Origin of the sequence: Nonomuraea monospora, assembly GCF_039531895.1 — a bacterium.
Taxonomy (GTDB): domain Bacteria; phylum Actinomycetota; class Actinomycetes; order Streptosporangiales; family Streptosporangiaceae; genus Nonomuraea; species Nonomuraea monospora.
Genome location: NZ_BAAAQX010000020.1, coordinates 170,822 through 191,871 on the forward strand (window position 1 = coordinate 170,822; position 21,050 = coordinate 191,871).

General features: G+C 65.6%; 13 protein-coding genes, 1 tRNA gene and 1 pseudogene. 8 read left to right on the forward strand and 7 right to left on the reverse strand.

What is annotated here, in order from left to right:
- Nucleotides 1-63 precede the first annotated feature (63 nt).
- Complete coding sequence (locus ABD331_RS33955; protein ID WP_344483885.1) at nt 64-804, forward strand: VOC family protein; 741 nt, start codon at nt 64-66, stop codon at nt 802-804.
- 268 nt (nt 805-1,072) lie between these two features.
- Here the strand turns inward: ABD331_RS33955 and ABD331_RS33960 are convergent, their stop codons facing one another.
- Nucleotides 1,073-3,040 carry an MDR family MFS transporter gene (locus tag ABD331_RS33960; RefSeq protein WP_344483888.1) on the reverse strand — a complete coding sequence of 656 codons (1,968 nt, stop codon included), beginning with the start codon at nt 3,038-3,040 and terminating at the stop codon, nt 1,073-1,075.
- Nucleotides 3,041-3,180: 140 nt separating this feature from the next.
- Here ABD331_RS33960 and ABD331_RS33965 point away from each other — a divergent pair, with 140 nt between their 5' ends.
- From ABD331_RS33965 to mscL, 3 genes are read left to right on the forward strand one after another with little or no spacing between them, the layout of a single operon-like run.
- Nucleotides 3,181-3,987 (forward strand): S-methyl-5'-thioadenosine phosphorylase, encoded by an 807-nt coding sequence (locus ABD331_RS33965; RefSeq protein ID WP_344483891.1) that lies wholly within the window; start codon nt 3,181-3,183, stop codon nt 3,985-3,987.
- Nucleotides 3,984-4,580 carry an RcpC/CpaB family pilus assembly protein gene (locus ABD331_RS33970; RefSeq protein WP_344483894.1) on the forward strand — a complete coding sequence of 199 codons (597 nt, stop codon included), beginning with the start codon at nt 3,984-3,986 and terminating at the stop codon, nt 4,578-4,580. Before ABD331_RS33965 ends, ABD331_RS33970 begins: the two co-directional genes overlap by 4 nt.
- Nucleotides 4,581-4,603: 23 nt before the next feature.
- A complete protein-coding gene (mscL, locus tag ABD331_RS33975; RefSeq protein ID WP_344483897.1) occupies nt 4,604-5,002 on the forward strand; it encodes a large conductance mechanosensitive channel protein MscL in 399 nt (132 codons plus the stop codon).
- A 16-nt stretch (nt 5,003-5,018) separates the two neighbouring features.
- Here the strand turns inward: mscL and ABD331_RS33980 are convergent, their stop codons facing one another.
- Nucleotides 5,019-6,107 carry a D-alanyl-D-alanine carboxypeptidase family protein gene (locus tag ABD331_RS33980; protein WP_344483900.1) on the reverse strand — a complete coding sequence of 363 codons (1,089 nt, stop codon included), beginning with the start codon at nt 6,105-6,107 and terminating at the stop codon, nt 5,019-5,021.
- Nucleotides 6,108-6,915: 808 nt separating this feature from the next.
- On the opposite strand from ABD331_RS33980, the gene ABD331_RS33985 reads away from it, so the two are divergent.
- A tRNA-Arg gene (locus ABD331_RS33985) sits at nt 6,916-6,988 on the forward strand.
- A gap of 741 nt (nt 6,989-7,729) precedes the next feature.
- Nucleotides 7,730-10,174: an N-6 DNA methylase gene (locus ABD331_RS33990; protein WP_344483902.1), complete on the forward strand. Its 2,445-nt coding sequence runs from the start codon at nt 7,730-7,732 to the stop codon at nt 10,172-10,174.
- Between the two features lie 635 nt (nt 10,175-10,809).
- On the opposite strand, the gene ABD331_RS33995 is transcribed toward ABD331_RS33990, so the two are convergent.
- The 3 genes from ABD331_RS33995 to ABD331_RS34005 all read right to left on the reverse strand — a co-directional run bounded on the left by ABD331_RS33995 (nt 10,810) and on the right by ABD331_RS34005 (nt 12,619).
- Nucleotides 10,810-11,289, reverse strand: a complete 480-nt coding sequence (locus tag ABD331_RS33995) for a hypothetical protein (protein WP_344483904.1) — start codon at nt 11,287-11,289, stop codon at nt 10,810-10,812.
- 431 nt (nt 11,290-11,720) lie between these two features.
- A complete protein-coding gene (locus ABD331_RS34000; protein WP_344483906.1) occupies nt 11,721-12,176 on the reverse strand; it encodes a hypothetical protein in 456 nt (151 codons plus the stop codon).
- Nucleotides 12,177-12,319: 143 nt separating this feature from the next.
- Entirely contained in the window at nt 12,320-12,619 is a 300-nt protein-coding gene (locus tag ABD331_RS34005) for a hypothetical protein (RefSeq protein ID WP_344483908.1), read from the reverse strand.
- A 92-nt stretch (nt 12,620-12,711) separates the two neighbouring features.
- Between ABD331_RS34005 and ABD331_RS34010 the strand changes: the two genes are divergently transcribed.
- Together ABD331_RS34010 and ABD331_RS34015 are read left to right on the forward strand one after the other, a co-directional pair.
- Nucleotides 12,712-12,855 (forward strand): hypothetical protein, encoded by a 144-nt coding sequence (locus ABD331_RS34010; RefSeq protein WP_344483910.1) that lies wholly within the window; start codon nt 12,712-12,714, stop codon nt 12,853-12,855.
- Nucleotides 12,856-12,863: 8 nt separating this feature from the next.
- A pseudogene (locus ABD331_RS34015) lies at nt 12,864-13,312 on the forward strand (SDR family NAD(P)-dependent oxidoreductase).
- A gap of 166 nt (nt 13,313-13,478) precedes the next feature.
- On the opposite strand, the gene ABD331_RS34020 reads toward ABD331_RS34015, so the two are convergent.
- Together ABD331_RS34020 and ABD331_RS34025 are read right to left on the reverse strand one after the other, a co-directional pair.
- Nucleotides 13,479-14,195, reverse strand: coding sequence for a DUF3027 domain-containing protein (locus tag ABD331_RS34020; protein ID WP_344483912.1), 717 nt, complete (start codon nt 14,193-14,195; stop codon nt 13,479-13,481).
- On the reverse strand, nt 14,192-20,872 hold the full coding sequence (locus tag ABD331_RS34025; protein WP_344483914.1) for a DUF5615 family PIN-like protein: 6,681 nt from the start codon (nt 20,870-20,872) through the stop codon (nt 14,192-14,194). The genes ABD331_RS34020 and ABD331_RS34025 overlap by 4 nt, the downstream gene beginning before the upstream one ends.
- Nucleotides 20,873-21,050 lie beyond the last annotated feature (178 nt).

Consider the following 21,050-nt stretch of genomic DNA (forward strand, 5'->3'; position numbering starts at 1 on the left):
CCCGAACGCCAGCCCCCTGACAGGCTCATACGTGCTCATCTACCGAGGCATATGATCGGCGGCATGGCTCTACGACCGGTTCAGGTGAATATCAAGGCTCGCGACGACGCGGCACTCGGCCGCTTCTGGGCCGAGGCTCTCGGCTGGCGCATCTCCAGCGAGGGCCCCGGCGTGACCAACCTCGAACCCGAGGGCTTCTCCTGGCCGGACCCCAACGCGTTCTACATCGACCTCGTTACCGTCCCGGACCCCGAAACGGTGAAGTACCGCGTGCACTTCGACCTCGCCACCACCTCCCTCGCCCACCAGGCGGAGCTGGTCACACGCCTGAAGGACCTCGGCGCGACGCCCGCCGACATAGGCCAGGGCGACGTCCCGTGGACGGTTCTGGCCGACCCGGAGGGCAACCTGTTCTGCGTGCTGGAGCCCCGGGAGCTTTACCGGGACACCGGACCGATCGCCGCAGTAGTGGTCGACTGCGCCGCCCCGCGCACCATGGCCCACTTCTGGGACGAGGCCCTGGACTGGACCCTCCACGAGGTCACCGACGATCACGCCCGCCTGCGCTCCGCCAAGGACGTCGGCCCGTACCTGGAGTTCCTCCGCACACCGCCCGGCGGACAGCCCGTGTCGAACCGCATCCATCTCGACCTGCTGCCCGACCCCATCGACGGTCAACAGGCCGAGGTAGCCCGGCTACTGGCTCTGGGCGCCACCACCGCCGACGTGGGCCAAGGCGACGTCTCGTGGAAGGTCCTCGCGGACCCGGAGGGCAACGAGTTCTGCGTCCTCGGCCGCGGCTAACACACAGCTTCACGCAAACAGCGCCTCAGCTCCGTACGAACGGCTCCCAACGACTCCTCGGACTCCGTACGAACGGCCCCCAACGACTCCTCGGACTCCGTACGAACGGCTCCCACAACGCAGCTCACACCCCTACAGCCCCACCTCCACAGGCCCGACCGCCGACCGCTCCACACCGCCATGCGCCAGCCCCATCCACAAGCCACACTCACCAGGCTTCCTCCGCCCGACTGAGCACCCAAACGCCCCGCAAAGACCACCCGCCCCTCTACGGAGGCCGATCAGCCGGAGCCCCCAGCAACTCCGGCGCGATCCGATCCACAAGCCGCTCAAGCTGCGGATCACTCCCCCAATCAGCCACCAACCGCCGAAGCCCCTCACAAGCACACCCCAACAACCGCCCAGCCGCCTCCTCCCCCTCCTCGGTCAGACACAACGCCTCCCCATCCCCAGACCGCCGCACCAGCCCCACCACCACAAGCTGATCAACATACGGCCGCCCATACTCCCGGCTGACCTCAGCCCGCTCAGCCAGCTCCCCAGCAGCGACCCACCCCTCGCCACTCAACCGCGCAACCACCCACACCCCCTGCGGCGAGATCCCCTCCATCCCCGCCAACGCCCCCAGCCGCTCGTAATAACCCCGCCGCAGATCCGCATCCGCCAACCGCACCAACCCCCGCTCCACCTCCGCCAACGACGACCTCTCAGCGGACGTGGCCCCCAGCCCCTCCCCCAGATCCGCCGCTTTCGTCGTCTCCCTGAGCCGAGCCTGCGGTATGAACCAACTGAGCAGAAACGCACCACACATCACCGGCGCCGCCACCCGGAACACCGCCGCGATCGCATCCGCGTACACATGCAGAAACCCCTGCGCCAACTCCCGCGGCAACCGCTGAACAACGGTGGGATCCTCTTGAATCCGCCCGGCATCGAACCCGGCCGGCAACCGCACTCCCCGCAGCACCTGCCGCAGATCCTCGTTCAACGTGCCTGAGAACACCGACCCCAGGGTCGCCACCCCGAACGACCCCCCGATGGACCGGAAGAACGTAGCCCCCGAGGTGGCCACGCCAAGGTCCTTGAAGTCGACCGCGTTCTGCACCACGATCACCAGCACCTGCATGGTCATCCCCAGCCCGACCCCCAGAACCAGCAGGTAGAGCCCCATAGTGAGCAGACTGCTGAACTCGGTGAGAGTCGAGAGCAGGAACATCCCCACGGACGCCACAGCAGTCCCCGCGATCGGCAGGAATCGGTATTTCCCCGTCTTCGAGATGATCTGCCCGCTCACGATCGACATGGTGAGCATCCCGGCCATCATCGGCAGCAGATACACCCCCGACAAAGTCGGACTGACCCCATGCACGACCTGCAGGAACAGCGGCAGGTACGTGAGTGCCCCGAACATCCCGAACCCCACTACGAACCCGACCACCGACGACATCGCGAACGCTTTCACCCGGAACAACCCGAGCGGCAACACCGGCTCGACCGCCCGCCGTTCCGCGATCACCCACCCCACCAGCAGAGCCACCGCCGCCCCCGCCAACCCCAGGATGATCGGATCGGTCCACGCGTACGTCGTGCCGCCCCACGTCGTCATCAGCACCAGACACGACGTCGCCGTCCCGAGCAGCACCACCCCCGCGTAGTCGATCGTGTGCCTGGTACGCGTGTCGTCCCCCGGCAGCACCGCGACGATCACGAACAGCGCCACGGCCCCCAGCGGCAGGTTGACGTAGAACACCCAGTGCCACGACAGATGATCGACGAACAGCCCGCCGAGCAGCGGCCCCACGATGCTGGAGACGGCGAACACCCCTCCGAAGAACCCCTGGTACCTCCCTCTCTCCCTGACCGAGACGACATCTCCCACGATCGCCTGGGCCAGCACCATCAGCCCGCCCCCGCCGAGCCCCTGAACAGCGCGGAAGGCGATGAGCTCCCCCATGTTCCGGCTGAGCCCGCACAGCGCCGACCCCGCCAGGAAGATGCAGATGGCCCCGATGAACAGCTTCTTGCGCCCGTACTGATCGCCGAGCTTTCCCCAGAGCGGCGTGGAGACGGTCGAGGCCAGCATGTACCCCGTCACGACCCACGCCAGCCGCTCCAGCCCGCCGAGGTCGCTCACAATGGTCGGCAGGGCCGTGGACACGATCGTCTGATCCAGCGCTGCCAGCAGCATGCCGAGCATGAGCGCGAGGATGATGAGTCCGAGGCCTTGTTGCCGCATGCGGCGATCCTACTCTTCGTACATGTGTGCCCACGCACAGCAATCGGCCATCCACAGCCTCTTCCCGCCCGCACGGAGTTATCCACAGAACGCCGTTCGCCTTCCCCTGACCCACCACCGCTCCGGCTACTCTCTGCGCCATGGTCACTCGCGCAGATATCGGCGTAATCGGCGGTTCAGGCTTTTACTCCCTGCTCGACGACGCAGAGGAGGTAGAGCTCGCCACCCCCTACGGCCCTCCGAGCGATGTCGTCACCGTCGGGCGCATCGGCTCCCGTTCCGTGGCGTTCATCCCGCGGCACGGGCGAGATCACCGCTTCCCGCCGCACCGCATCCCCTATCGTGCCAACCTTTGGGCACTGCGTTCGCTCGGCGTCCGCCAGGTGCTCGCGCCCAGCGCCGTAGGTTCGCTGAGAGCCGAGTACGGGCCCGGCGCCATCGTCGTCCCCGACCAGCTCGTGGACCGCACTTCTGGACGTGCCCAGACCTATTACGACATCGACGGCGCGGTCCACGTCTCCTTCGCCGACCCGTACTGCCCGTCGGGCCGCTCCACGGCCGTGGCGACGGCTCGCGCGGGCGACTGGGCCACGGTCGACGGCGGCACCTTGGTGGTCATCGAGGGCCCGCGCTTCTCGACCCGGGCGGAGTCGCAGTGGTTCGCGAGCAACGGCTGGTCGATCGTGGGCATGACCGGCTTCCCCGAGGCGATCCTGGCCCGCGAGCTCGCGCTCTGCTACACCTCCGTCTCCCTCGTGACCGACCACGACGCCGGGGTGGAGGCCGGCCAGGGCGTGACCCACGACGAGGTCCTCGAGTTCTTCGCCCAGAACGTCACCCGCATGCGCACCCTGATCTCCGAGACCGTGCAATCCCTCCCGGAGGAACGCGCCTGCCCCTGCGGCTCGGCCCTGGACGGCATCAAGCTCCCCTTCGAGCTACCGTGATCCAGTCCTGGCTGTCGCGCCACGGCCGTCGCCGCCGCCTCATCGCGGCGGCGCTCGCCGCCGTCTCCGTCATCGCGGCCTTCATCGCCACCCGCCCCGCCGACTCCGCCCCCACGGTCCTGGTGGCCGCCCGCGACCTCTCTCCCGGCCCGCTCAACCCGGCCGACTTCCACCCGGCCGCCCTCACCCCTCCACCGGCAGGAGCAGTACGAACGATCCCAGCGGGCCAGACCTTGGCCACTCCCATGCGCAGAGGCGAGCCCCTCACCGACGCCCGCCTCCTCGCCGCCTACCGCCTCCCGCCCGGCTTGGTGGCCACACCGGTGCGCATAGCCGACGCCGCAGCTGCGGCCCTGATCTCCCCCGGCTCGACGATCACCCTCCTGGCCGCCTACGACGAGGCCACCCCAGCCCGCCAGCTGGCCCAGGACATCACGGTCCTGTCAATCCCAAGGCGACCTCCCGCCTCGGGCCACGACAGATCCGACGGCACCCTGATCGTCCTGGCCACAACCCCCACCCAAGCCGCCGACCTCGCGACCGCCCAGGCCCACGCCCGAATCTCCCTCACCATCAAACCTAACTCTGGGTAATCGTTCAGATACGATTCACTCCCATGAACGGATTCAAGAAGTTCCTCATGCAGGGGAACGTCATCGACCTGGCCGTGGCCGTGGTCATCGGGGCGGCCTTCAACGCGATCGTCCAGTCGTTCGTGGCCGACCTGCTCACGCCGCTGATCTCCGCGTTCGGCGGCCTGCCCGACTTCTCCTCGCTCAAGGTGACGGTCGGTCAGTCCAACTTCATGTACGGCAACCTCGTCAACGCGGTCATCTCGTTCCTGCTGGTCGCCGCGGTGGTCTACTTCCTGATCGTGAAGCCGTACACGCACCTCAAGGAGCGGGCCGCCGCCAAGATCGAGTCGAAGACCCGCGACTGCCCCGAGTGCCTGTCGGAAATCCCCAAGCCCGCCTCCCGCTGCGCCTTCTGCAGCGCGGAAGTGGCCCCGGTCTGATCGAAGGGAGAAGATCTCAGAGCAGCGTATCGATCTTGGGATCGTACTCCCAGTGCCACGGCTCGAACGGGCTGCTGTAGGCCCAGGAGGGGTGGAACCACCCGTACCTCTTGGAGTTCTTCTCCATCCAGACGAACTCCGCGGACCCGGACCTCTCCACCCCACCGCACAGGTCAACAGCCAGCCCGAGCCCGTGGTTGCTCCGCCCCGGCACCGCCGCGAACCCCGGCCGCCGATAGTAGACCGACTGCTGCTCGGCCAAGCTCCGGTACGCGTCCGTCACGCACATGGACTTCCCGAACCGCTGCCGATAAGCCTCATTCAAACTGACGAAAGCGATGGTCGCATCAGCCCGCAGACTGAACCCCTTCTGCTGCAACGGACACAGCATCGCCTTCGGAATCAGCCCGTTCGGATACTGATCGGCCGTAGCGGCCCGAAGCGGGTTGCACCCGAGCGCCGCCCGCCCCACCTTGTCAATCTTGATGCCCAGCTTCACCAGCGCCGCCGTCAGAGACTTCACGATCTTGTCCGACCGCTGCCGCAACGTGTCCACCTCGGCAGCCAGCTGCGCCTCAGCCAGCAGATTCCCGGCCCGCAACTCCTGCGCCTCACCGGCCAGCCGCTCGGTCTCCTTGTACAGGGCGCTCGTCTGCTCGACGGCCTGCTGCCGTACGGCCACGATCTGATTGGCGTCCATCAGCGCGCGCAGCGTCTTCTCATCCGCGCTCCCCGACAGGAACGGCACGATCCCCCCGGCCATGAGCGGCTGCTGATACAGCAACTCGGCCATCTGCGACACGGGCTGCCGCATCACGGACAACCGCCGCTCGAGCTCCTGCAGCGCGGTCAGCTTGCTCTTGAGCTCCTTCTCGGACGCCGCGATCTCGGCCCGCCGCTTCTCCAACGCCTTGGTGGCGTCCTCGAGCTCCTTGGCCGACTTCTCAGCCTCTTTCCGCAACGCGGTCAAATCGGCCGGATCCTGTCGCACGACCTCCCGCCGAACCCGCTCCTCAGCCTGAGCCGGCACACCGCCCAGAGGCACGAGAAGAGAAGCCACCGCCATGACAACCGCGATCAGACCCGCTGATCGAGGGGCTGGCACGTTCGACTCCTCCGTTTGCAATCTCATGACCCTGGTCAGGCACGCACGTTACTACAGCCCCCCGAGTGCCCGGACCGAACTCCGAAGAGCTGTTATGAGACAAATAGCCCACTTTGCCCAGCGAGCCCCGCCCCGCACCCACCTGCCGACTTCCTACAGAGCAGTTCCACACCCCCTCACATAGATCACTACGCCGCTCCCCCACCCCCGGTTCAAATCCCCGGCAGCCAGCTGTCACCAGCCCTCTCCTGCTCCCGATCCCTGCACAACTCCCACAACCAGGTGTCCACCCACTCCCCCGGACACCCGTCCTGGCTCTCCACAGGCACCGGCGTAACAGGCTCCTCCTCCACAACCTCCGGAGCCCTCTCCCCGACCTCCACCCTCGGCACCCGCTCAGGCACCTCCCGCACCGGCGAAGGCATCGCAGCCGCATACCGCCGACTAGGCCGAGCAGGCGCCGGCACCAACACCGGCTCAAACACCACCCTCACCACCCCGCCCGCCCCATCCCCGACGCCAGCGGTAGCAACCCCCCGCTCAAACCCACGCATCTCCCCCGCCAGCAACCCTCCCGCAAGAATCGCCGGCGCCAGCAACGCCCCAAACAGCACCACGGGCCGCCGACGGGCCTGCACGCATCGCCTCCTAGTCACAGCGTCAGACGGTATCCGTGCCCGATGCGCAAGAATCTGATCACTTGTCATGCCTTTACCGCAGCTCAGAGCAGCCATAACCAACGTTGCGAAAGTGGGGGTGGGGGTACGTCGCACGCAGTGCCAAAGTTTCGCTAGGCTTACGGGAGTCCGCCTCCGTAGCTCAGGGGATAGAGCACCGCTCTCCTAAAGCGGGTGCCGCAGGTTCGAATCCTGCCGGGGGCACTCACCTAGATCGGCATTTCAGGACCCTGACCTGCGGTTTCACAGCCGCAGGTCTTTCGTTTTGCGCCCTTGGTAGGCAGCGAACGGTGCCCGCATGCAGCCGTAAGAACATGATCAGGGGATATACGCGGGATGATCTTGGGAGCGTTTGCCCAGGTCAAACGATGATTCCGGGGCCCCGAACGTCCGGCAACCCGCTACGCTGGCCCAGTCACCGGGCCGACACGGCCGCTGATCACGCCAATACGTGCATAAACACCGCCTGCTGACACGATCACCTGCCAGCGCGCCACCCACAACGGGCTTGCAACCGTAGCCGACCGTGATGTCCTACAGGATGCTCCATGCACGCCGAGCATGGCCCGGTCGTGCGACTGTCGCCATCCCTCCCCATATAGGACGACACACCTCACCGTGCTGCACGACGGCGCCGCAGGAGGCGGCGAACTGCTCGTACGACGCCTGTGAAAGCCCTCACTGGACTACCGACGTACGCACTCACGCGCGGTACGTCCGCACAATCGGCACTGTGTGTGTCCTCCCTTTGCCGCTGGACGCTCGGGCAAGTACGCGAAATCAGCCTGAGTCCGCAGACGTGGCCTCGCCTCTGGACTGGAAGCGAGCCCCGACACTCCTGGATCCTTGCTAGATTCTGCGCACTGGCAGTGCGCAGTTGGGCGTTGAGCCATGCACTCCTAGGCTCATCCTGTACACACCACGGCGGAGAGGAGGTCATCACTCATGTCGTATCCGCCGATGGATAAGGACAAACTGCTCACACGAGCGCAGATCGCCGAGCTAGCGGGTGTCAGCAGGTCGATCATCACTATCTGGGAGAAGCAGGAGGCCGATTTTCCCTCGCTCCGGCGTTCGGGCGGGCAAGAGTACTTCCGACGGTCGGAAGTCTTGCGCTGGCTGGACCGGAGGGTTGTCCCGCCCGAGTGGCTCGTGGCCGATGAACTTGCCGGTATCACTTACGGGGACCGAGCCCGAAAGAAGGAAGAAACAGGGAAGCCCGCGGCCGCGACGGCGAAACGCCGTCACAGTGCCAGCTCTCCCTACCGCATCCCAACCAGCGCCGTCGACGAACCCCGTCCCGAGAACCAGCAGATCGTGAACGAGTTGCTGGGTCCCCTCGTCGATCGGATCCGTGGCGCGGCCAGCGTACTCGACTATCTAAACCTGCTGGCCTGTCTCCACTATCTTCGCGGCACTGCTGCCGACCGGTTCGAGATTCTTGCTGCCCGGGCTCGCACCCTCACTAGCCTCGACGAGGCTGCCCAACTGCTCCGAGACATCGGCCGCGAAACCGACGAGGACATACCTAGCCTCAGAGGGCACGCGAGCATGCAGGAAGCGTTGCAGCGCCTCGAACCACGAACCGCTCGTGATCTTCGCCATGTCGTGGACGCGATGAGCCGCCTCGACGAGGACGTGTTCGGGCTATTCCTAGACGAGTACGAACGCCAAGCCACATTGGGCAGCGGTGAGTTCTTCACGCCTCGTGCAGTGGTCCGAGTGATGACGCGACTGGCGTGCTCCGAGTTCGGTCCTGGAAAGCCAGAGTCCGTCTATGACCCGTACGCCCGCGACGGCGGGTTCCTCATCGAGGCGAGCGCCGCCTGCGCCTTGGACGAGGAGGGCCTGCCACGGGAGGACGCGGTGCGGACCTACGGTGAGACCCGGCGTGCCGACACCTGGCGGCTGGCAACGATGAATCTTCTTCTCCACGGTGTCTCGCCGACTCTCGCCCTCAAACGCAACGCCCCTTGGGACAACAGCCCTGGGCATGCTCCGCCGGGACCCTTCGACATCGTGCTCACCAACCCACCCTTCAACATGAGCGACCCCGGCCGCGGTGAGCGCAGCAAGGGGCAGTGGACGTACGGGGCTCCGCCCCTCGACAACGACAACTTCGCCTGGGTCCAACACTGTCTCGCATCGCTACGCGAGGGGGGTCTAGCCGGCATCATCATGCCCAACAAGGCGGGTAACTCGGGCCACAAGGCCGAGCGAACCGTCCGCCGCAACCTAGTGGAATCCGGAGTCGTCGACTGTGTCATCGCCCTGCCAGCCCAACTGTTCACCGGCACCGCAGTACCTGTCTCCGTCTGGTTTCTGCGCCACCCCGACACTCCTTGCGACGAAACGCTATTCCTCGATGCGCGGCACATGGGGGAAAAGAGCGGCTCACGCCAGGTCCTCAATGCCATAGACGCCGAGAGTATTTTCTCCGCCTACCGGGCTCACAGGAATCTAGGAGAGGCCGTACCCCCTCTCGGAGCCATGGCTGCGGAGCAGCAGGTGCCCGGCGCCCTTGTAAACAGGGACGAGCTGCGGCGAAGCGACTACTCGCTCAACCCGCTTGACTATGTCGAGCGCCAACGGGGCAAGGACAACGACCGTGAGCACGAGCTCAAGGCTGCCTGGGGGAGCCTTGACCATGCCGAGCAACACCTCCGGCATACCCAGGATGCCGCCACTTGGCTGCCGTCCGTCAGGATCCTTGAATCGTCGCCTCGAAGGAACCGGCCGGCTTCCGTGTTCGCCCTCAACTCGTTGTGCGAAATTCAGGCCGGACCCTCCTATTCCAAGCTGGGCAAGGCCCAGCGCAGCGCAGGCGGATCGGTGCCAGTCGTATTCCCTCGGCACCTGAGGGACCGACATATCAGCGACGAGAAAGACGAGCTCGTATCGGAGGAGACAGCTCATCGGCTGGAGAACTTCGAGCTTCGAGAGAAGGACATCGTATGCGTCCGCTCGGGTGCGATCGTCCCACCGGCACTGGTGCGGAAGCACCAGGTCGGCTGGCTGATGAGTCCAAATGTCATCCGACTCCGGGTACTCAAGGAGCAAGAGTGCCGGATCCTTCCGGAATACCTATTCCATTACCTGTGTCTGGACGAGTCTGTCGCCTGGATGCAAGACCGAGCCGCGGCCACCGCAGCGCCGTCGCTCCGGACCGAGTCCCTCGGGTCTCTACGAATCCCACTGCCCGACCCCACCGAGCAGCAGAAGATCGTGACCATGCTGAACGACTTGGACGAGCTGGATCGCGCACATAAGACCGTGGCCACCTCTCTGCGGCACAGCCGTATCTCACTAGCTAGTGTGCTCCTGAACCCGTCCGAGCCCGCCCCCGAAATCCAATCTCGCGACCGATTCGAGAAGAAGGCCTCCCTGTGAGCACCCCCCAACAACCGCCCGCTTCAACGCCCCCACCAACGGCCGTCTCTGAGCCAGCGAACAGTACCTGGATTCCCTGGCTGCTGGTCATGGTGCTATTTTCCACCCTCGTCGCGACGTGCGTTGGCTTCCTCAAAGCCCTCGACGGCAACCCGGCCACCGATACCATTCTCTCGGCAGGTGCCGCTTTCGGAGGGGCTGCGCTGCTCTGCCTGGCAGCTGTACCCGTTGTACAGCAACTTCGGCGACGTCGATAGGAAGGGATGACCCTCAGGGTTCCTTTTCATGGCGCCCAAGACGCCTACTACGCCGAGCGACCTGCGATATTTTACTCAGCCGCGGGGCTGGAAACAACGTCTGCGATCATCGCAAAACTCAGTCACCAATCCGTACCGAGACCTGAACAGGTGATGAGGGCTTGTACGTGCGTTGCTTCCGTCTGCAATGGCAAGCGTTTCCGGGTTGGAGCTAGCAACCCACATACCAAGAAGTACGTCACAAAAGTAGCGCCCAAGCTTGATGGCAACATGCCGAATATCGCTGTATCGAACGGTGAAGAATCCCGCGCTTGGCTTGCCTCGGCCATGACGCAAGGCTGGTATCATCTTCGCAGGGACGACATATACGACCCCACTTTATGCAATTAGCCAATACATGACGGTCGCACTGCAGCGCAGCAGCTCTTCGAGCTGACTAATAGCGATGGCCCAGGAGTCTGAACCTGGGCCAGGTTTACGCAGCAGCTTCGACTTCTTTATCTGAGCCAGGTCACCATAGGTGATTGTCGCGTGTGCGGGTACTTGTATTGAGACAACCACACCGATATCGGCACCAATCTCCTCCTCGCTCTTTGGCACTATCCGCCGTTCGACCTCGATCTTCGGGCTGGAACCGTCCATCCCAGCCAGAACAAGCGCGGCTTTCACCGCATCTATATTGTCGGATAGTAGCGCCAGCAGGCTCGGTGTGAGATATTCCTCTTCAGCAGCGCCATCTGCTGCAACAATATCTGCGAGCTCTTGGACGGCCCGATCCGCCGCCCCGCGGATCAGACTTTCAACATTTCCATCCCCTAGCCAAGTGGACGACGGCGCCTTAAGAGGGCGGGGAAACAAGTTCCGGCGCTCGTCTAGTACTCCAGTGACATATCGCGATCATGGTTGGGATCTGCGCTGGTAGTGGCAGTGTCGGGCAGTTGCCTGATGGCGGCGGCGCGAACCACATGGTGCGATCGTCGCGCGGCGTATGGCTTGAGCCGGTGCTCGTTCCAGGACGCAAGGAGCGGAAGCCAAGCGGCGGCGGGCCAGTGCGGCTGACCTGGTGGGGAGCTGGTCGTCGCTGCGCAGCTGGGCGATCGGCTGTGCCGCAGGGGTGTGCTGGGCCTCGCTCTGATGGCCGCGTGCGAGCAGGCCAGCCGGTGCTGCGGGGCGCAGGTCAGCACCTTGCCTCACCGGCCTGGGCGACTGCTGTCTTGCCTGGAGCCTGCCGTCATCCACCGCCCTTCTGCGCACACCACCGGGGCCAGCGCCGTCAGGATGACAAAGGCTTACCGTTCCTCAAGCGGCTCTTCAGGCGGGAACACCACATGCTCAGCGTTCCTGTGCAGGAAACGCCACGCCTCGGCACGGCCGGAGCTGACCGGAAACGCCTCCACCATGAACTCCTGTTCCAACTCGACGCGGAGGTCGCCGAAAGGTGATACCCGCGCGGCTGTCACGGTCGGCCGTAGCTCCGCGAAGGTCGCATCGACCCGGTCCGCCATGTAGTCGTACATGGTGCGCTCGCTGTCGGTCTCGCCAGCGTGACGAACGTCCTTTTCAAGCCACGCGAGGTCTCCAGAGCCGAGGATCACCCGGCTCTCGTAGGTGATCCGGAAGGGGCACTGGAGGTGGAGCGCGAAGGCGCTCCGCCAGTCGTCTGTCAACGCGTGCGGCGGGGCGGGATCGAAATCGACGATCCCCATGTTCAGCGCGCGGCCGACGCCCACCGCGTGCAGGCCCAAGAGGGTACGGAGACGTTCCTCCAGACGAAGGCGATGCGGGTCGGGAAACAGCGTAGCCTCCGAAGGACTCAGGCCCTGCACTACGGATGGGTCATCCCATGGTCTTCGAGGAGCGGCCGGATGAGTTCACGCCCGGCTGCTCCTCAGCAATCGCCGCCGCCGAACATCCCGATGACCTCATCCACGATGTCGTGATAGCCGTACCCCTTCTTGCTGATCGCGTCGTGCACCCTTCTGCGCTCCGCCTTCGTGAGCGAGCGGCCGATCTGCCCTTCGGCCTCCCTGATCGCGTCATTGAACGCCCTGTTCTGAGCCTGGTTGTTGCGAGGTGTGCGGTATCCGTCGTCATCATCGCCGTCGCCAGGGTCCCATTCGGGGAACTCCAGTTTTACCGGACGGCGGTCGGCATTGTGGACGAGCACTGCCTCGTTGCCCACTGTCACGAAGTAGGTGTGGGTGTTCGCGACGGTCAGGTTGTACAGGTGCTGGTCATTGGCTGTCCGCTTGGCGAGTGCCAGGTGATTGGCAGCATCTGGTGGAAGAGAGCTCCGGGCATCGCGGCCCCACTATCCGGGACGAGGACGACCAGCTCAGCCCGGCGGAACGCGAACGGAGCGAGGCCGAGCTGATCGACCGCCTGCTGGCCGACCCGGAATCAACAACGCGGCGATCTCGGTGAACGGCACGGTGGACGACCCGGATGCCGACACCACCGCCCTGGACCGCATGCACGCCACCAACTACCTGGGAGTTATGACCATCATCAGGACCGCCTCCCAGGTGCTACGCAAAGGCGGCCGCATCATCACAGTCAGCTCCGGGCTGGGCACCCGAGCCGGCGTCCCGGGAGTGGCCGACTACGCCGCGACCAAGGCAGGCGTCGAGCGGTACACCATGGGCACCGCCCGCGACCTCGGCCCCCGGAACATCACCGCCAACATCGTGGAAGCAGGCATGCTGACGGACGGCATGGAACACCGGACCCCGAAACCATCGAAGCCATGCTCAGCTCACTATCGTTGCAGCACATGGGCCACCCCGACGAAATCGCGGCGGCGATCCCCTTCCTGGCCAGCCCCGTTGCGTCGTACGTCACGGGCGCCAAGCTGGACGCCCACGGCGGCTACAACGCCTGAACCGCAGCGCGTCCATGCTGGTACACAGCAGGTGGTGTATCCGCATACATCTCGAGCTGATGCAGCAAAGGCGATCGAGGAGTCGTCATCAAGCGCCCGATCCCCGACCCGCCACCGGGCTGGGCGGAGAAGCCGCTGACTCGCTCGAAGCAGCGGAGGAACTGGATCAGCGATTGTTCCCGGTGCCGGGACGGTGGCCCATCGCCTGCCTACGCTCGGCGGCCATCCGCCGGATGCTCCTGGTACGCCCGGCTTGGGCGAGCAGGTCCAGCATCGCAAGATCCGAGCTCGTCGCCGCTATCCGGCGCTGAGTCCAGTTCGACCACTCGTCGGGCACACCTGTCGGTCCGCCCGCCAAGATGTCGAGATCTCGTACTCGTGCCTCGGCATGCTCCCGGTCTTCCCCCGGCCGGGCGAGCTCGATCCACTCCTGCCGCTCGCTCCCTCCCACCACCTCCAACGCGCGGAGGATCACGGCCAGCGCCATCTCACGGTCAGGCTCTTCGGCAAGGGCGGCGCGGAGCAAAGTAAGACCGTCCTCGTCCATGCTGTCCAGCGTGCGGAGGTACATCATCCAGCGTCGATGCGCATCATGATCCTCCGGCGTGGACCAGGCTCCCGCCTCTTGGAAGGCCTCACACCCGTCATGCTCGAAACGGACCCGTCCGTCAAAGGGCGAGGCCTGGTTCGCGCACGCGCCGTAGTCGCTACCCAGTTCGCCGGACAGCGGCAACCAGAACCGGCAGCTACCGCACTGCTCGTAGTACCACTCCTCCCGATAACCGGGATCCTCGGTACGCCGATTCCGTTCCGCGATCCACCGTTTGTGGATCGCGGAACATTCGGCCGCGCTTGGCCCGGGATGGCCGAGAATGCCTGTCATTTGCCGGTGATGATCCTCAAGATCGCCGCGAAACTACTGATCTTCGAGTTTATCTGGATCGCGTTCCGTCCAAAACCTCCGTCCATTTGCCGACCGCGGTCCCGAGTCACCACTTTCGCGCCGAGTTGTTCGGCGAGCCGGGCGAGTTCTGGGTCCTTCGCGCCTTTGAGGCCCATCTCCGCGACGCTCCGTACGTCGTAACCCTGCTTTCGCAGGAACGCGGCCAGGCCGGGCGAGAGGTTCTCGTCAACGATCAGGCGCTCTCCCACTCCGGTGAATCCGGCCTTCTTCGCCAGCGCCCGCTTCATCGCTGCCGCGAGGTCGCACGTCGGGTTGTCGTTGTGAACCAGGACGTCCACGTTCGCGGCTGCCACGTGATACGTGTGCGGGCCTGCGACACTGAGGTTGTAGACGTGCTGCTTGCCGCTGGTCCACTTGCTGACGGCCGCGATCTGAACGTGCGTGCCGGCTCCGGTCCTGAGCCACATGCCTGGCGACAGTCGAGTGGCGCCGACCCAGGCCTGCAGATCATCCACCCAGAACGGGTGTTCGGCGGTCGCGATCAGCACTCCTGAGCCGTCCTCGGTCCTGACCGAGATCTGCACCAGGTTCTTGGCACCTTCGCCGACGATGCGCGCCAGTACGGGTTGCGCTGACCGTTCACCCGTATGCGGATCGGTCGCCAGGACGTGATCGCCGACGTCGACGCCTTCGATCGGTTCGGTACTCCCGTCAGCCATCACGACCAAGGTGCCGGGAACGAAGCTGTTGCAGTCGCCTAATGCCTTGGTCGCCGCTTCTCTGGCTCGCTCGGCTATCTTGAGCTTGTCCTTCGCCGCCAGCCAGTTCTTGAAGGCGCTGATGGCGTCACCAGCGTGTTTCCAGATCGCCTTGCCGAGTTCGTATGCCTTCTTCCACTTCCAGGGCAGTGCGTATTTCGCCGCGAGCTTGCCGGCGAGGCCGCCTGCGAGTGAGCCGAGGATGTTGAGTGCCGTTTCTCCGCAGGACCCCAGGTCCCCGGTGGTGAAGCACTTGATGCCGGCAGTGATGCCCAGTTCGTCGGCCGCGATCTTCGCTATGGACAGGACGGCGTCGACGAGCGCCTTGAGCTGCCGTTGCACTTCTGCCTGCGCGGCGCGCAGCGCGGCATCGGCCTCCTGCTTGCGCTTGACCTTGCATTCCGTGCTCTTGGGTTTGGCGCACGGGTCAGCGGATCCCGCGTCGTCGATCACCTTCAACCCGGTGGGGTCGGAAGCGCCTATGGGATTGTTGCCGGCGTACGAGTACGGATTGGTCCATTGCGGTTTGGTCAAGTCCAGGAGCGGGTCTGTGGAGACGAACTTGGCGATCGCCGGGTCGTAGTAGCGGGCCGACAGATAGTTGAGGCCGGTGGCCGAGTCCTCGACCTTGCCGAGGAAACCTCTGTCGGTAAATGGCAGGTCATCGCTTCCGCGCCGCTGACCGTAAGGAAGGTAGCGCTCGCGGGAAACTTGCCCGCTGCTGTCGTTCACGGCGAGCTGGGTGGACCCGTGCATGCCCGAGGCCAGCCATTGGATGCCACCACTGGTACGCATCGCGACCACGGCGCCGTCGGTACTGGAGTAGTAGCGGGTGGCCTTGGCGATGCCGCCGGTCGCCCGGATCTCCATGCCGCCGAGGTAGAGAGTGGAGGAGCCGTCAGGGTCCCGGCGAATGAGCCGTTCGCCGTCGGCGTCGTAGACCATTGATGTCTCGGCGCCGTCGACAATGGCTTTGTCCATCTGTCCCAGGGCGTTCCAGGTGAATGTGGACTGTTTTCCGTCGACGGTACGGGCGACGAGCTGACCGGCGGCATCGTAGCCGTAGGTATCGGTCCGGCCGGGACGCGTGATAGAGGTGACGGCGTTCGGCCGTGTGGCGGACGCGCCCGGTACCGGATAACCGTAGGTGGCGGTGGCCCCGTTGTCGGTAACGGTCTGCAGATTGCCGACCGCGTCATAGGTGAACGTCTGATTGTACGGATCGACACCCTGGCCGTCACTGGCCGTGCAGGTGCCGGCGGTCGTGGTGAACGCGGTGGTCAGCCGGTCGAGGCCGTCATACCCGAAGCATTCGGACTGACCCGCTGTTGCGTCCTGGATGCGGGTGACCTGTCCACCTTTGTTGTAGGTGAAGGTGTCATCCTGTGCGATTTGCGAGCCGGCGGTCGTGGTGAGACGGTTCAGCCATCCTGTGGCCTCGTCCCAGATGTAGGTGCGTTTCACCTGGGCGTTGGCGCCATAGGAGCGCTCGTTGAGCCGGGCGGTAGCCGAGAAGACCGTTTCCTTGACGTAAGTGGTGCCACCGCCGTAGTCGGAGGTGAGGTCCTTGACCAGGCCGAGACCGGTGTAGCCGAACGTGAGCGTCTCGGCTGCCAGGTCACCCTTGCCCGGCATGCTCTGACGAATCAGGTTACCTGCCGCGTCGTAGCTCGCGGTGAACTGGTACTCACCCGCCAGCGCTCCTTCGGCAGGCGGAACAGTTAGCTTCGTGCCTGTCACACGGTAGGAGTTGTCGTACGAGGTGATGGCATCGACATAGCTGCTGGAGCCGACGTAACGGGTGGCGGCAGTGAGACGGCCCTTGGCGATGGAGTCATAGGTCCATTCGGCGAGCTTGGTTCCGGTCTGTGGCTCGCCTGCCCATTGGCTGATGCGTCTTCCCAGATCGTCGTGGACGGTGGAAACCTTGTCACCCTTGCCGTCAACGGTCCATACCGGTCGGCCTGCGGCGTCATAGCCGTAGGAGGAGGAACCGGCGTCAGGGTCAGTAGCCGTCGTACGGCGGCTGAGCCAGTCGTAGGTGAACGTGCGGATGTTGCCGTTCGCATCGGTGATCTTGGTAAGGTCTCCGGCGGCGCCATAGGTGTAAGTGGTGTCGTGGTGGGTGGTGCCGTCCTTCCACTCCTCGGTCTTCACGGTGCGGTCGAAGACGTCGGAGACAGTGACGGTCTTACCGCCGACGGGCGGAACGACCTCGACCCGATCCAGTCCGGGATAGACGGTCGTGGTCCGGCGGAACTCCGTGGCCAAGTGGTATTCGATGGCCGCGGTCGGGCGTTCCATGCTGTCGTAGACGGTCTTGGTCCACGACGGGAGCGCGGTCAGTGCCGGGTTCAGCAAGCCTGTGCCGGGAGTTCCTGTGTTGTGCACAGGTTGGGAGGACGCGCCTTCCAGGCCGCGGCCGTCGTAAGCCGTCACCAGGACCACGCGGCCACCGACCGGCGATTCGGTCTGGGTCTCGCGCTGCCGGCCGAAACCGTCTTCATAGCTGTAGGTGGACAGATATGTCGTGCCGCGCAGTAGTTTGCGCAGCGTGGTCTTGGCCGGGGCGGTGGGCTGGCCGAGGTTGCCGTCGAACGGGAGGTCGTAGGCGACGGTCGCGGTTGGCGTGCCGGCGGCCCTGGGCTGGTCGGGCTCCCACAGGGCCGAGGCGCGCCCGAGCGCGTCGTAGTCGATCTCGATGACCTTGTTGTTGGCGTCGACCAGCTTGGTGGGCAGGCCGTTGCGGTGGGAGGAGGTGGTGGTGACGGTGTGGCCCAGCGGGTTGGTGACCGTAATCCCCTGATACGGCCATCCCACCGAGGGCTGATAGGCGGTGGTGGAGACCTTGCCCATGGCGTCGGTGGCGGTCAGCGGGCGGCCGTAGTCGTCGAAGGTACTCTTGGCGACCGAGATCGACGTGGCGCTGGCGTAGGAACGTGTCTCAGTGACGTTGCCGTCAGACGGGGTGTTGGTGGCCGGGTCGGTACCGCCGTCGTACAAGGTGACCGACTTACCGATCAGCGTCCCTGACGTGCAGCTGTCGCCGGAGCGTTTCTCCACCGTGGAGGGCAGGCTGGTGATGCCGTTGGCCGGATTGCGGGCGTAGCTGGTGCTGGTGCAGGTGTTGTCGGTGGTGACGGCGGTGTCGCCGTAGTCGTTGACCGTGGTGGGCTGGCCGTCACCGTTGTAGGCGGTGCGCTGGTCACTCCAGCGCCAGGCGCCGCCCGTGACCAGCTCGCGGGTGCGTTCGCGGGTGCGGTGCACGAAGGCCGGATCCAGGACGCCGGGGCCGGTGCCGGTGGCGGCGACCTGGTACTCGTAGCGGGTGGATTCGGCCTCGGTGTAGGCGCGGGGGTCGGTGGCGGTCAGTTTCCAGGTCTGCTCTTGGAGGAGCTGGCCTTGCAGGGCGCGGGAGTCGGTGGCGGTGGTGCCTTCGAAGGTGGTGATGGTGGCGCCGTCGATGCCGCGGTAGAAGGTGTCGGAGGTGACGGTGTAGCCGTTCGGATCCGAGCCGGAGCCGCGGGTGGTGCGGACGGTGCTGTAGCCGCGCCAGTCGCTGCCCGTGGGGGCGAGGTCGGGCTGGGCGAAGTTGACGGGGTTGGTCCAGCGCGGGGCGCCGAGGTAGTCGTAGCTGGTGACCATGTCGGGCGAGCCGCCGACCAGGTCACGTTCGACGACCTTCGTGGCGAGTTGTTTGAAGAAGCGGCCCCAGTTTTCCTGGCCGGTCTCCTCGTTGTAGAAGTAGTCGACGCGGTAGCAGTCGCCGGTGGCGTCGGGTAAGTAGCTGGTGCCGTCGCGGCCCTTGCCGCCGCCGCACGGGTCGGCCTGGCCGTAGGTGACCTCGATCCGGCCGCCCATGCCGTTGCCGATCCCGGCCACCCGGGGCACCATCCGCCAGGACAGGAAGTCGGTCCAGTCCGACCAGTTGTCGTACTCCATCTTGCCCGCGACCATGGCGGCGTCGAAGCTGACCGGCGGCAGCTTCTGCGAGGTGCTGCCGGCCAGGCCGGTCTGCTGCACGCTGTCCAGCCACAACACCGGGTCGTAGGCGGGGCCGAAGTCGGTGCGGGTGTAGATCCACCGGTAGCGGAAGTCGGTGCGGGTGTCCGGCTCCCACGCCCCTGAGGCAGGGTTCTTGGACTCGGTGAGGATCGAGTCGAGTTTGCGGGTGGAGTAGAACGCGACCGCTTCGTTGGTGGTGCAGGACGGGCCGCAGGTCAGGTCGGTGGGCACGTCCAGGCCGCCGCGGTCGGAGGTGGTGAACGTCATCCGCGAGGTCGGCGTGCTGCCGGCCACCTGGGTGTTGTGGCCGTAGCTGATCTGCTTGAGGAAACCGCCCCGGTCGTACGGCAGCGGCACGTAGATCTCGGAGACACAGTCGGGCATGCAGAAGTAGTTCGTCTCGCGCTCATAGGTGTAGTCGATGACGTTCTCGTTGGCGTCGATCGACTGGTCCAGGTTCCACCGCCACACACCGGTGCAGGTCGGCGGGATCATGTCGTTGAAGTACCGGTCCGCGCACGGCTCGGCGCGCTGATTGCCGACGTACTGCAACTGCCACTGCGCGTCCTTGGTGTAGCCGAAGCGATGCACCTGGCCGTCGCTCGAGGTGACCTTCCAGTACTCCAGGCCGTCCGCGCCGCCAGGGAGCTGCTCGATCTTCCAGCCGAAGTCCGGCACCGTCTTCCACAACCCGCTGGTGCGGTCCTTGACGATCGAGGCCGACCGGCCCGCCAGATTCAGCACCAGCTCCGACTGGGTGTAGTCCTTGGTGACATCGGTGGCCAGCTCGTCGGGCGACTCCCAGCAGACGGCCGAACCGTAGGGGCCGTCCTCGTCGGCATGCCAGATCAGCGCGGCGTCGCCGGCGTACTCGGTCCAGGCGGTGCACCGGCGGTACTTGCGCTCGATGAACCCGGCCGACAGATTCCAGCCGACACCGACCACGCCGGACTGGTTGTTGGTCCAATGGCCCTCACCGTCCACCGAGGAGGCGTCGTACTGCAGCGACAGGTTCGGCCCGGTACCCACCGGCGACGGCGCCTCCGGCAGCGGATAGTCGTAGGAGAAACCGCCACCCGACGTGCCGGCCTGCCAGGTGCCGGACGGCTTCAGATCGGTGGCGCCGAAGTTGCCGTCCGGGCCGGTCATCCCGGCCGCCAGCACGTACACCGACCCGGACGTGAACGCCTGCCCGGCACGGGCATCGGCCGTCTTGACGTCCTTACCGCTCGCGCTCTTCGGCAACGTCAGCGCCGCCGCCTTACCGGAAGCCGGGTCAGTGTCGAGGTCGGCCGTCAACGTGCCGGACTTGACGTCATTGTGCGCCTTGACCGGCTGCGGACGCACCACGCAATCGCGCGGGCGCGGCGTCGTCAGCGCACACGCCGGCACCCGCAGCACCTGCAGGCGGTTGGCGAAGTTGCCGCCGTAAGCGTCCCGGAAGCCCGCGTACGAGAACTCCGCCCGCACCTTCCCCGCGCTCTCACCGGTCAGCCGGGCCGCGACGCCCACCCCACCGAGCTTGCGCACGGTATCGGCGGGCAGCGTCTCCACCTTCACCGCGCCGACCTCGGCGGCGCCTTCGACCTCGGAGAGCCGGACCGGCAGCGCGCCCGCCGCCACTGCCTTCTCGCCGGGATCCACCTGCGCCGTACCAGGCTTCGGCCAGACCGGCTCCTTACGCTCGACCTGCGGCTGAGACTCCTCCGCCCCCTTGACCACCTTGGCCTTCGCCACCGGCCGGCCATCCACCGATGTCTCGGGATCCGGCCCGGAAACCGACGCCGCCGCTGGAAACACGAGATTGTCGGGCATCCCCAAGCCGGAGATCACCAATGCCATCGCCACCGCGATGACCAGCACCGTCGTCCGTAACCGTCGCCAGGTTCGCATGTCGCCACCTCTTCAGGGCACGCTGACGCAGACCCCGGGATCCGGGGCCGTGTCGCGCCGTAAGGAGCAGATAAAGACGATCAGTCCGGATCCTGATCGACGATCATCTAGAGGTCAACAGCCGCAAGTTCGCCGCAAACGTCACGGAATGTCGCTTTTTTGATCCACAGCGAGGCGC

What these genes read in the sequence shown, in the direction of transcription:
- ABD331_RS33955 (WP_344483885.1), top strand. Translation starts at nt 64, where the DNA reads ATGGCTCTACGACCGGTTCAGGTGAATATCAAGGCTCGCGACGACGCG.
- ABD331_RS33960 (WP_344483888.1), bottom strand. Translation starts at nt 3,040, where the DNA reads ATGCGGCAACAAGGCCTCGGACTCATCATCCTCGCGCTCATGCTCGGC.
- ABD331_RS33965 (WP_344483891.1), top strand. Translation starts at nt 3,181, where the DNA reads ATGGTCACTCGCGCAGATATCGGCGTAATCGGCGGTTCAGGCTTTTAC.
- mscL (WP_344483897.1), top strand. Translation starts at nt 4,604, where the DNA reads ATGAACGGATTCAAGAAGTTCCTCATGCAGGGGAACGTCATCGACCTG.
- ABD331_RS33990 (WP_344483902.1), top strand. Translation starts at nt 7,730, where the DNA reads ATGTCGTATCCGCCGATGGATAAGGACAAACTGCTCACACGAGCGCAG.
- ABD331_RS34020 (WP_344483912.1), bottom strand. Translation starts at nt 14,195, where the DNA reads ATGACAGGCATTCTCGGCCATCCCGGGCCAAGCGCGGCCGAATGTTCC.
- ABD331_RS34025 (WP_344483914.1), bottom strand. Translation starts at nt 20,872, where the DNA reads ATGCGAACCTGGCGACGGTTACGGACGACGGTGCTGGTCATCGCGGTG.